Source organism: Candidatus Buchananbacteria bacterium CG10_big_fil_rev_8_21_14_0_10_42_9, assembly GCA_002773845.1.
Classification (GTDB): Bacteria; Patescibacteriota; Patescibacteriia; order Buchananbacterales; family 21-14-0-10-42-9; genus 21-14-0-10-42-9.
In genome coordinates, this window is the sequence record PEZZ01000004.1 from 1 (window position 1) to 11,226 (window position 11,226).

Consider the following 11,226-nt stretch of genomic DNA (forward strand, 5'->3'; position numbering starts at 1 on the left):
TAAACTATCATCAACGGTTAAAAAAATATCACCGTTTTCATTTCGTAATAAAGCATAGTTAGCAAACCGAATCTCTGGGCCATCTTCAAATTGATCTAAGTCAGGTTGCTCCACAGTTATAATTTTACTGGTGTCAAAACGCGAGAGTAACACTAGGTATGAAACTATCGGCCGCTTACGGCCAAACTGAATTAAGTACACCGTTGAAGTGTTGGGGGAGGTTAATAATGTTCCGTCCGGGTAACTACGAGACCAATAACGATTCCATATCTTCCAAAAGTTAAAGTTACCCGAGTAGTGCGGCGTGTAATTGTATAAATTTGCAGTTGCCTGATTGCGCGGTGTAATTGAGTAAAATAGATCAACAATCGTTTGCTTGCCTGGCTGAAAATTATATAAGAACGGATTCTCATAATACTTACGCATAATTTTTCCGAGATAATCAATTTGTCGCCCAACGCCAATAAAATCTTGCAAGTTCGGGTCAGACGAACTGCAGGAATCACACAGTGCATAACCGGTCGCCCAGTCAAGCGCGTGCTGGCTCGGTGACCGATTCTCAATTAAACTTTGCTCTTTTTGCAGCATGGTTAAAATAAGTTTTGGATTAATTGAATACTGCTGCGCAGTATTGTAAATAATTTCTGATGCTGGCCGGACTACGCCGGCGTAATCAACGAACGAATGGTTGGATAAATAACTGCCATGGCTTTCTAAAAACCGCTGAATCGCGGCTTGGCTCATGGAATTATAATCCACTAGCTCAAAATCCGAGATAATATTGTTCGTATCAAATACGCTTGACTGTGCGTTAAGCGTTTGAGGGGTGAATAAAAAAACTCCGGCTAAAGCGGCCAGGGGTAGAATCGTTAATGTCTTCATATCGTGATTATAACAAAGAAAACACCATCCCACCACGTCATTTCGCCCCGTATCAGAGTACGGGGTAAACTCCAGCGGGAATCAAGGGAAGACTAATTCTGGATCACCGATCTAGCCGGGGATAACGTTCTTTTCGTTGCTAAAAGTCTTGTTTTTTAGTATAATTAAGGTCAAAATATGAAAATTTCAATGGTTGGAGTAGACGTAAACAACATTTCTAAAACTGATTTACTTATAATGATCGCTGACTGGCTCAAATCTAAATCAAAGCGTCACATAGTAACAGTTAACCCTGAATTTATAGTCGCCGCAAACAAAGACGATGACTTTAAATCTATTTTAAACAAGGCTGACATGGCCGTGCCGGATGGGTTTGGCCTTCAATTGTTTTCTGGTTTTAAATTTAAAGCCAGAATTGCTGGAGTAGATTTAATGGTGGCTATATGTAAGCTTGCGGCTGACCAAAATAAATCAATTTACTTGCTTGGCGGAGCTAATAACGTAGCTAAAAATTGTGCCGATAAATTGCTGCAACAAATTCCCAGCCTAATCATAGCCGGCTGGCAAGATGGCGTTTTGTCCGACCAGGTTAATATTCAAAGTATTAACGACGCAAATCCAGATATCATTTTCGTCGCTTTTGGGCAAGTCAAGCAAGAAAAGTGGATTAATCAAAATTTTGCTAAATTGAGATCAGTAAAATTAGCTATGGGCGTTGGCGGCAGCTTTGATTACTTATCCGGGACAATAAAAAGAGCGCCTAAATTTTTTCGCCAAATTGGGTTGGAATGGTTGTATCGTTTGTTTAAGCAACCCACCCGTATAAATCGAATTATGAATGCTGTTTTAGTTTTTCCATACCTAGTTATAAAGTCACATGTCCAAAGTAGTCACTAGATTCGCTCCCAGCCCGACCGGACTTATGCATGTCGGCGGATTGCGGACCGCTTTGTACAATTATCTTTTTGCCAAGTCACAAAAAGGAAAATTTAATTTGCGCATTGACGACACCGACCGTTCACGCTATTTAGAAACCGCCGAAGATGATATTTTAAATAACTTTAAATTATTCGGCTTAAAACATGACAATCACCTTTTTCGCCAATCGGAGAATATTGACACCTACCAAAAATTTGCTTTGGAACTGGTTGAAAACAATAAAGCGTATCACTGTTTTTGCTCAACCGAGCGCTTAGCTAAAATGCGCGACGAACAAAGGCAGCGTAAACAAGCACCGCTTTACGATCGTTTATGCTACAAACTGCCTAAAGAAGAAGTGAATAAGCGGCTCAGCCAAAAAGAAAGCAACGTTATCCGCATGTATATACCTGAAGCTGAAACGATCGAATTTAATGACTTGATTCGCGGGCAAGTGTCATTTCGTACCAAAGAAATTGACGACCAAGTACTTTTAAAATCAGATGGTTTCCCAACTTACCACCTGGCTAATGTGATTGATGATTATAAAATGGGTGTGACCCATGTGCTTAGAGGAGAGGAGTGGCTATCTTCGACTCCAAAACATATTTTACTTTATGAATACTTTGGTTGGCGCCCGCCAATTTTTGCCCATCTACCCCTGCTCCTAAATCCAGATAAATCTAAGCTGTCTAAACGAGTTGGCGATGTGGCGGTAACTAATTATTTAGAACGCGGCTATGTACCAGACGCCTTATTAAACTTTGTATTACTGCTTGGTTGGAATCCCGGGACTGACCAAGAAATTTTTAGCCTCAAAGAAATGATTAAAATTTTCGATATTAGTAAAATTCATAAAGCCGGCGCGGTTTTTGATTTAGCTAAATTGGATTGGATGAACGGTCAATATTTGCGAAGCATGCCTTTTAAAAAATTTAAAGATTTAACCGAAGAAATAATTAACCAAAAATATCCTAGCCACAAACTTGACCACAATCAAGTTGAAGCCGTGCTAAAACTAGAACAAGATAGAATTGAGAAGCTTGCGGAAGTTGGCGACGACGTCGGTTTTTTCTTTACTGATGATCTAGTCTACAAAAAAAGCTTGCTCAACTGGAAAAAAAATAAACCTAGCCAAACCAAGGAATATCTAACCGAACTGCTAAACTTTATAAAAGCTTTGCCGGCGGCTAAATTTAAAGCTGATAAACTGGAAATGGCGATTAAAGAATTTATTTCCAATCATAGCTTTGGTACTGGCGACGTCTTGTGGCCGATGCGCGTGGCGCTAACCGGGCTAGATAAATCTCCCGGCCCATTTGAGGTGGCAGCAATTTTAGGCCGTAAAAAAACTTTATATAGAATTGAAAAAGCGATCAATATGTTATGGCCTACACCTCGATAAGCTTGGTAAATAAACTATACCAAAGCGATGCGGAGCGTAGTTGAAGGATAAATGAAAAACAAAGCAAAATTAATTTACATATTATCATTCATCGGGATTATTTTATTCCCAAGTTTTTTCATTTTGGCTCAAGAAGATCAGCAAACGCAAGCCGAAAAGGATGTGGTTGACCAATACAGCCAAGAAATCAACCAAAAAGAAAACTACATTGATCAGTTGAGTCAAGAAATTAACGAACTTCAAGATAAAATATCCGCCAAACGAAGCGAGATAGTAAACTTGAATAATCAGTTAGCAATCTTATCTAATCAAGTTAAAAAAATAGAATTGGATATTGAGTTAAATGAAACTCGAATTGAGCAGTTAGAATTGGAAATTAAAAGACTAAACGAACTGATTAAGAGAGCTGAGAAGAAAATTACCGAGAACCAAATTCAGTTGGCTCAATTTATTCAACTTATTTGGCGCAACAGCCAAAAAAGCTATTTGGAAATATTGTTGGTTAATGACTCTTTTTCAGACTTTTTTGATGAATTAAACCAAGCTAAGCAACTGCAAGAAAATGTCCAAAAAACGGTTGGCCAATTGCGACAACGCCGGGAGGAATTAGAGAATAATAAAGAAGATGTGGAAATCGCTCAAGCTGACTTAAGTGCCAACAATGAACTGTTGACCCAACTTGAAGTTGACTTAACCGAACGCCTGGGCTTACAGCAAAATGTATTAACCACCACGCGCCAATCGGAATCAGAATTTCAAAAAGAAGTCGCGCGATTACGGCTTGAGCAACAACAAATTAATGCCGAAATTGCGACCTTAGAACGCCGAGTCAGAGAAGAGCTTCAGCGGCGCGAAGCGGTTGAGCGCTTCAAAACCTTTGGCCCGGCAAAATTTATTTGGCCAGTTCCTAGCCGATACATTACCGCTAAGTTTCACGATCCAGATTATCCTTTCCGTCACATTTTTGAACATCCGGCAATTGACATTCGCGCCGGCCAAGGCACTCCAATCAAGGCGGCAGAATCGGGTTATGTTGCCCGCGCCAAAGATGCTGGCCTTGGCTACAGCTTTATTATGATAATTCATAACGATGGTTTTTCTACTGTTTACGGCCATGTATCTAAAATTTTTGTAACCGAAGACCAATTTGTCACCCAAGGCGATATTATTGGCCTTTCTGGCGGCACGCCGGGGACGCCCGGCGCCGGTAATCTTGTTACCGGGCCACATCTTCACTTTGAAGTGCGTAAAGACGGAATTCCGGTTAACCCAGCCCAATATTTGCCATAATGTTGATTGATAATAGCAAACTGCAACAAATAATAACTTTTGTTATCGTCCAGTTAATCGTTATTGCCGCTTTTGTTATTTTCTATTTGTTTCGCTACCAGCAAGCCAGCTTGCTCCAAGTAATTAAAGCGATCGGACCGCTTTTTGTAATTACCACAGTCGGAATTGCAGTGATTATCAAAGACCGACACAAAATGAAGCGGATGCGCCAAAAGGGTGAAGAAAATGAATTTGACGAACGCTATAACACTATCACAGAACTTAAACACGACATTGCCATATACCTTGGCGCCTTGCTAGTCATTAGCGTTCCGATCGCCAAACGTGAAATTATTTTTACTTCTGACTTAATTCAAGCGGCAGTGGCATACCTAGCGCTTTATTATACTAAACATATATATTGGCGGTTATGATCCAAATAATTTTTGGCGACCACGCTGACATTATTTTTTTCTCACCTGAATTGCAGTTTTTGTTTTATCTATCTTTAATTTTAGCTGGCTTACTTTTTACTACCGGAATTTTATTCATTTTTTCTGATCGCAAAAAAATTATCGCCCGGCGCGAGGCAGGGGAAGAGAGTGCCAACCAACGTTTTAATGGTTGGGCCGAAATGAAACATGACGCCGCTATTTATTTTGGCACCTTTTTAGTCGTGATTGTACCGACGATAACTAATGATCCGTTTCGTTTGACTGATTTACTCCAAGTTATTATTGCTTTCGCTCTTTTGATATATACCAAAAGATTGTATTGGAAAAAACAAAAATCAAATCAAATACTTTAGTGCCGAAAACTCGTTTACAACAAGAAATATCAACCCAAGCCGGCCTGATAATAATTCTGCTGGTTTTACTGTTTTTTATTATTTCCTTATATGCTAAAACTCACGAAACTTTCAATCGTAACCTCGATAACACACGCTTTACAACTACAAATTAACTAAATAAAAAAACACTCTGCTGAATGTTTTTTTATCATCCAGTAACCACAAATAAAATTTTGTGAACACTGGGTGCCGGGTTTCTGTGATTGTAAAACCCGGGTTGGATATGGATAGTTGTCCCTATGCCGGTGGGCTCGCCCGCCAAGCGTAGTAAGCCACGCAGGGTAGCCAGGCCATCGCAGACACTGCCCAGAGTGCAGCCGCCATGAAATACTTGCTTGTCGCGGCAACCACATCATTGTCTCGGCTTTTCTGCCAGCCGGCTATTGCCTGGATTGAGCCGCCGAGCACAAAAATAACACTCAGCGCAACAAGGCCAAGCAGTGGAGCATGCTGTACATACATGCGTACCGCAAGATATGAGCCGACCGTCGACAACAGAAGGGCCGGAAACGCCAACTTGCTCGCCATTAGAGCTTGCTCCAGCGCCTCATCGTGCCGCCCTCGCCCACTGGATCGCAAACGCCTCGCAATATCCAGCAAACCAAGCGAAGCAAGGGCCATAATGCCGCCGCCCACCTGCAGTATCACCGCCGCAAGACCCAACAGATATTGCTCCATGTTCTTGTGTCTCCTGTCTTATTATCGGCCATTGTGAACAATTCGCAACGCTTATTTTTACCACACAATCTAATAAATAAAATCAACCATCTTCTTTATAGATTTTACTTATCCACATGGGTAGTATTGACTTTCGGTTTTTGTTCGGTATATAATGAAACCAGTAATAAACATTGTCATTCTGAGCGGAGCGTCAGCGCAGTCGAAGAATCTCAACCTAGCAATAAATCACATAAAAGGGAACATATGGGAGAAAAATTAACTAAGCGTCAAAGGGAAATTTTAGACTTTATTACTAGTTTTATTGAATCTAAAGGTTACGCGCCTTCGTTTGTAGAAATCGCTAAAAAGTTTAAATTAAATTCAGTTGCCACGGTGCACCAACACATTCAAGCTTTGAAAGCAAAAGGCTACCTGCAAGCCGATCATAACGAAAAAAGGGGATTGGAATTAATAGAAGACGTCAAAGAGGCAATCAATACCGCGGCGGCAATACACGTACCGTTTGCTGGTTTAATTACTGCCGGTGAGCCAATTGAAGCGGTTGAAGACAAAGATACTATGGCCGTACCAACTGATTTAATTAATGACCCAATCAACACTTACGTTTTGAAAGTCAAGGGCGATTCGATGATAGAAGACGGCATTTTAGACGGCGATATGGTTGTCGTCCAACGTAACCCCAGCCCGCGTAATGGCGATGTGGTTGTGGCTCTGCTTGATAACACATACGCGACGTTAAAACGTTTTTACCGCGAAGCTAACCGCATTCGCTTACAGCCGGCCAATGCAAAATTGAAACCGATTTATGTCAAAGATGTCATCATTCAAGGAGTGGTTAAGGCTGTCATTAGAAAATTCCAAACTATATAATCCCTCGCCCCTTGCGGGAGAGGGGAGGGTGAGGGGGTTTTATAAAAATAAATAATTATCAAATGCTCAACCGTATGGCAAAACAAATACAAAAATACATGTGGCGGCACCACTTCAACTTCATGTTCCGCAAAAAATATCGCCGCTTATTCAAGAGAATGCGAAACTACAAAGGCAAACTGATCATGTTATAAAACATTAACGTCTCTAAAAATATGCATGAAATTATTGCCGAACCAATTGAAGTCTTAGTTGGCTTTTGCAACTCAGCCAACAATAAAATAAAAGATAAAGTTGTTCCCTTGTTTTTTAAATGGCGTAATCATCGCTATAAAGTTGATAAAATTAATTTGATACATAAACAAAAGGAGGGCCGGGGAATAATTTACTACTTCAACGTCAGCCATAAAACTAATTACTTTAAGCTTTCGTTCTCAACCATTGATCTCAAATGGCGGTTAGAAGAGTTATATTATTCATAATGAAAGAATAGACCCTCTCCTGGCAGGGGACGTCTGACGTCCCAGTAGAGGGGAGCCCGCCCGCCTGAATAACTTCAGTCATTCAGGCGGGAGTGAGGTAGAATTGAATATTATTTAAAACACCCTCACCTTTGTCATCTCCCGTCCAGGGAGAGGAAGTAATAAACCCTCTCCTGCTAGGAGAGGGTAAGGGTGAGGTAGAAGTTATGAAAGCAATTAAGAATATAACTAGGGCGCTTCGTAAAAACCAAACGCCATGGGAATCAAGACTGTGGAGAGTTTTACGTAATAGACAAGTTAATAATCTAAAATTTAGAAGACAGTGTAATATAGGACCTTATATAGTTGACTTCTGTTGTTACGAGAAAAAACTAATAGTCGAACTTGATGGCAGCCAGCACCTAGGATCAGAAAACAGGGGACGAGATCAGGAAAGAGATAGTTTTTTGAGAGATAAAGGATTTCAAGTCATACGTTTTCATAACAATGAAATAAATGAAAATCTAGAGGGTGTAGTTGAGACTATTATTAATTTTTAGTCACCACCCTCACCTTTGTCATCTCCCCCTCCAAAGGCGGGCAGACATCTAGGGAGAGGAATATTTATATGAAAATAATCCTCCATATTGACATGAATTCTTATTTTGCTTCGGTGGAACAGCAAGCCAACCCAGAGCTACGCGACAAACCTTTAGGCGTGTGCGCTTATTTATCCCCCAACGGTTGTATTATCGCAAGCTCCATTGAAGCAAAAGCGATTGGCATTAAAACTGGTTTTCGGGTCCGTGACGCGCTAAAAATTTATCCTAAAATCAATTTAATAGAAAACGAACCAGCTAAGTACCGAAGCGTCACCGAACAAATTTTTAGTATTTTTGCTGACTATACTGATACTATTGAACCTTATAGTATAGATGAGGCTTTTTTAGACTTAACCGGCTGGGCTAAAAATTTGAAAGAAGCTAAAGCTATAGCCTTAACTATTAACCGGCGGATTAAGCAAGAAGTGGGGGAATGGCTTAAATGCTCTAACGGTATTTCAACTACCCGCTGGTTAGCTAAATTTGCTTCTGATATTACCAATAGTAACAGTTTATTAATTATTAAGCAGGGCCAAATTGATGCTGCCCTGCGCAACCGAAAGCTAACCGATGCGTGGGGGATTAATACAAGAATTGCTTGGCGGCTAAACCAACTCGGAATTTTTAATCTACTACAACTCAAGCAATACCCGGTCGCTAATTTAATGCAGGCCTTAGGGCTGTACGGTTATTATCTATGGGCTAATGTCAACGGGCAGGAGTTAACTGGCGTAACCGCTGATACTAAAATTCAGCCAAAATCTATCGGCCATTCTTATTGCGTTAATAAACACACCACTGACTCTAATTATCATCATCAAGTTTTATTAAAATTGTGCGAAAAGACTGGCCGGCGGTTGCGCGCTAAGAACTTAGAAGCCAAACGTTTTTCTATCTATTGGAGTTATGTAGAGGGAGGAGCGTACAGCACGCAGATTAAAGTTAATGATACCTTATTTACCACTGAATCAATTTATCGGCTAGCTTTAAAAATATTTGAACAACATAAAATTTTACGTAAAGTTCGGATGATGGCAGTTAGCGTTAGCGCGTTGCAACCAATTAGCGGACAACTAAATATATTTAGTGATATTTTAAAACCAAAGCAAGTAGCTTTGGCTTGTGATGATATAAATGACCGCTACGACGAATATACTGTCTTTTTTGGCGAAATGTTAAATTCTGACAAAATCGTCCGCGACCGCATCGGCTACCGCAAAACACTTGATATACGAAGTGTAACTGATGACAACCAATATATTTAAAAAGGGAACCGGCGACGTACTTGGTCTGTACGCCGCCGGTAAGGCCGCTCTTACGCGGGGGCGGGGGCGGGAGTGAGTCCGATGCCGTCGCCAGCGCCGGCGGCGTTGTCGATCAGGCTCAAGGCCTGGCGCTTGTTGCGCGGGTTACTGGCGAACTGAGTAGCCCACGCTTCGGTCATCGGTTTCGAGCGCCAACTGCGCCCCACCGGCATCGTCGTGCAGGTGCTTCCCTCCTGCACATTGACGTAGTGAGAGTGCGGCCCGGCGAACTCGAAGGTGATCTTGCGGCGACATCCCTGGTCGTCGACCCGAACGCCCCGCTTAATCGGATACCCCACGGTTGCATGTTCCCCGTCTTGATGATGGGTAGGTTCCATCAGCTTCCCCTTCTGTCTGTACCGCGCGCGATGCACGGTGTCTGAAGTTTGGCACCGCCACACAAGGCAATGCCGGTTATGACGAATGCCGCTGCGAGGGATTGAACCTCGAATGGGGTAGCTCCAACGGCAATTTGAGTTATACTATATAATTTATTCATTGTCAAAATTTATAATAAAAAAAGAGGAGAGACGGGGCGGACCCCCAAATACTACCGGGGCCGTCTCTCACTCACTTGGACCTTGCGGCCTACTGGGTCGCACCATCAGAGAAGACGACAGACCCACGACCCTACGACTGAAGTTTCGCACGCTCAACAGTCTTAGCGTATTCCTGGACACTCACGTAGAGCTCCTTACCGATACGCTCGGCCGAACGCAGCGTGCGCTGGCGGGGAGGCAGATTGCCGCGGCTGACCAGCTTGCCAGAAATGTATACCTCCACTTTCTGCAAGCTAAGAATCTCAACACGGTTTTCACCCTCGCCGAACTTCAAGTCCGGATCATACTGTGCAGGTTTTACCCTGCGAATACGCCTCTTACTCATCTAGCACCTGGCGGGCACTAGTTATGGGCACCTACTGCAATAAAACATGATAAACCAAAATAATGGATATGTCAATCGTTAGGGGATAGAACGACTAAATTAAAAGATAATTAACAGGAATCCAACTTAATAACCTTGGACGTTATTAAAAAGCTATAAATTAAAATAATTTGTATATTAATATATTTAAATAAATAATAGTGATATATCAGGCAGGGAAGAGTAGTTGAAGTCAATATTTGCCAATACATAATGAGTCGCACAATGTATGTTATGCGACTCTATATATCTATTTATATATAACCTTATCGCCAAACCTTAAATCTATATATAAAACATCACTGGGGTTGCCAATAACGCTACCTAAAACCGCAATTAAGTTATTAACTTGCTTAATATAACTATCTTCTGGATTAAATAATATATCGTAACCATCAAGGCTTTTAACAATCAAAAAAGGTTTCCCTGAGCCTTCGTTATATTCAAATTTAATCACATCCACGGCTGTAGCATCGTTTAAAAGCTGATTTAAACTAATTACAAATTCTATAAATTGAGGGCTAACCGCCCGGCTACCAATGTTTATCGGTTGATTACTAGTATCATATATTATCGGCAGCCCCTCCCTACTCGCTTTAGTTCTCACTACTACCGTTCCAGTATTATTTTGCGACGCATTAACATAACGCACCACGTTTGTCGCGATACCATCTAAGTCAACGTAATAATTTTCACTTCCACTAACCCATACAATACCAGAAGTTTTTTCAGACACTCTGATTGTGACTGTCCGGTTAATAAAATTACGGCCCACACTAACTGATTTTAAAATAAATGACTGATTAATGCTTTTTTTCAAATCACGGGTATTAAAAAACAAAATATTATTTTGGCTAAATAGAAAAAATCTACTCTCCCCCCTTTGCGCCTCAGCCAAATTTTCTAAATCAGAAGTCGCGATATACTGATTGTTTAAAATTTTAATGGTTTGAATATCAAAAATTTCCGATGTGCCCAAATAATACGCCAAACCAGCCACCGCTAATATAATTATGCCAAAACCAAGCTTTCGGCTATGTTTAGGCGGCTTAGATTTTCT

General features: G+C 41.1%; 13 protein-coding genes. 9 read left to right on the top strand and 4 right to left on the bottom strand.

Translation table 11 applies throughout. From position 1 onward, the window contains the following. Positions 1 to 882 (bottom strand): hypothetical protein (locus COT81_00505; GenBank protein PIS05482.1); only part of this gene is annotated, 882 nt, incomplete at its 3' end. Positions 883 to 1,059: 177 nt separating this feature from the next. Here COT81_00505 and COT81_00510 point away from each other — a divergent pair. Genes COT81_00510 through COT81_00530 form a run of 5 tightly spaced genes read left to right on the top strand, consistent with a single transcriptional unit; the run spans position 1,060 to position 5,282 of the window. Then, positions 1,060 to 1,779, top strand: a complete 720-nt coding sequence (locus COT81_00510) for a glycosyltransferase (protein ID PIS05483.1) — start codon at positions 1,060 to 1,062, stop codon at positions 1,777 to 1,779. Further along, a complete protein-coding gene (locus tag COT81_00515) occupies positions 1,760 to 3,205 on the top strand; it encodes a glutamate--tRNA ligase (GenBank protein PIS05484.1) in 1,446 nt (481 codons plus the stop codon). The genes COT81_00510 and COT81_00515 overlap by 20 nt, the downstream gene beginning before the upstream one ends. 51 nt (positions 3,206 to 3,256) lie before the next feature. Beyond that, positions 3,257 to 4,495 (top strand): hypothetical protein, encoded by a 1,239-nt coding sequence (locus tag COT81_00520; GenBank protein PIS05485.1) that lies wholly within the window; start codon positions 3,257 to 3,259, stop codon positions 4,493 to 4,495. Further along, complete coding sequence (locus COT81_00525) at positions 4,495 to 4,908, top strand: hypothetical protein (protein ID PIS05486.1); 414 nt, start codon at positions 4,495 to 4,497, stop codon at positions 4,906 to 4,908. Before COT81_00520 ends, COT81_00525 begins: the two co-directional genes overlap by 1 nt. After that, positions 4,905 to 5,282, top strand: coding sequence for a hypothetical protein (locus COT81_00530; protein PIS05487.1), 378 nt, complete (start codon positions 4,905 to 4,907; stop codon positions 5,280 to 5,282). Before COT81_00525 ends, COT81_00530 begins: the two co-directional genes overlap by 4 nt. A 279-nt stretch (positions 5,283 to 5,561) precedes the next feature. Here the strand turns inward: COT81_00530 and COT81_00535 are convergent, their stop codons facing one another. Next, positions 5,562 to 6,002: a hypothetical protein gene (locus COT81_00535; GenBank protein PIS05488.1), complete on the bottom strand. Its 441-nt coding sequence runs from the start codon at positions 6,000 to 6,002 to the stop codon at positions 5,562 to 5,564. Between the two features lie 246 nt (positions 6,003 to 6,248). Here COT81_00535 and COT81_00540 point away from each other — a divergent pair, with 246 nt between their 5' ends. The 4 genes from COT81_00540 (at position 6,249) to COT81_00555 (ending at position 9,203) form a co-directional block, all read left to right on the top strand. Further along, complete coding sequence (locus COT81_00540; GenBank protein ID PIS05489.1) at positions 6,249 to 6,875, top strand: repressor LexA; 627 nt, start codon at positions 6,249 to 6,251, stop codon at positions 6,873 to 6,875. A 215-nt stretch (positions 6,876 to 7,090) separates the two neighbouring features. Then, positions 7,091 to 7,357, top strand: coding sequence for a hypothetical protein (locus COT81_00545; GenBank protein PIS05490.1), 267 nt, complete (start codon positions 7,091 to 7,093; stop codon positions 7,355 to 7,357). A gap of 206 nt (positions 7,358 to 7,563) precedes the next feature. Beyond that, on the top strand, positions 7,564 to 7,896 hold the full coding sequence (locus COT81_00550) for a DNA (cytosine-5-)-methyltransferase (protein ID PIS05552.1): 333 nt from the start codon (positions 7,564 to 7,566) through the stop codon (positions 7,894 to 7,896). 68 nt (positions 7,897 to 7,964) lie between these two features. Next, entirely contained in the window at positions 7,965 to 9,203 is a 1,239-nt protein-coding gene (locus COT81_00555; GenBank protein ID PIS05491.1) for a hypothetical protein, read from the top strand. Positions 9,204 to 9,872: 669 nt separating this feature from the next. Here the strand turns inward: COT81_00555 and COT81_00560 are convergent. Together COT81_00560 and COT81_00565 are read right to left on the bottom strand one after the other, a co-directional pair. Further along, positions 9,873 to 10,127 (bottom strand): hypothetical protein, encoded by a 255-nt coding sequence (locus tag COT81_00560; protein PIS05492.1) that lies wholly within the window; start codon positions 10,125 to 10,127, stop codon positions 9,873 to 9,875. Between the two features lie 289 nt (positions 10,128 to 10,416). Further along, on the bottom strand, positions 10,417 to 11,166 hold the full coding sequence (locus COT81_00565; GenBank protein PIS05493.1) for a hypothetical protein: 750 nt from the start codon (positions 11,164 to 11,166) through the stop codon (positions 10,417 to 10,419). Between the last annotated feature and the right edge of the window lie 60 nt (positions 11,167 to 11,226).

Excerpts from the sequence above, each read along its gene's own strand:
- COT81_00525 (PIS05486.1), top strand. The coding sequence starts at position 4,495 with ATGTTGATTGATAATAGCAAACTGCAACAAATAATAACTTTTGTTATC.
- COT81_00540 (PIS05489.1), top strand. The coding sequence starts at position 6,249 with ATGGGAGAAAAATTAACTAAGCGTCAAAGGGAAATTTTAGACTTTATT.
- COT81_00520 (PIS05485.1), top strand. The coding sequence starts at position 3,257 with ATGAAAAACAAAGCAAAATTAATTTACATATTATCATTCATCGGGATT.
- COT81_00510 (PIS05483.1), top strand. The coding sequence starts at position 1,060 with ATGAAAATTTCAATGGTTGGAGTAGACGTAAACAACATTTCTAAAACT.
- COT81_00555 (PIS05491.1), top strand. The coding sequence starts at position 7,965 with ATGAAAATAATCCTCCATATTGACATGAATTCTTATTTTGCTTCGGTG.
- COT81_00515 (PIS05484.1), top strand. The coding sequence starts at position 1,760 with ATGTCCAAAGTAGTCACTAGATTCGCTCCCAGCCCGACCGGACTTATG.
- COT81_00550 (PIS05552.1), top strand. The coding sequence starts at position 7,564 with ATGAAAGCAATTAAGAATATAACTAGGGCGCTTCGTAAAAACCAAACG.
- COT81_00535 (PIS05488.1), bottom strand. The coding sequence starts at position 6,002 with ATGGAGCAATATCTGTTGGGTCTTGCGGCGGTGATACTGCAGGTGGGC.
- COT81_00545 (PIS05490.1), top strand. The coding sequence starts at position 7,091 with ATGCATGAAATTATTGCCGAACCAATTGAAGTCTTAGTTGGCTTTTGC.
- COT81_00530 (PIS05487.1), top strand. The coding sequence starts at position 4,905 with ATGATCCAAATAATTTTTGGCGACCACGCTGACATTATTTTTTTCTCA.
- COT81_00560 (PIS05492.1), bottom strand. The coding sequence starts at position 10,127 with ATGAGTAAGAGGCGTATTCGCAGGGTAAAACCTGCACAGTATGATCCG.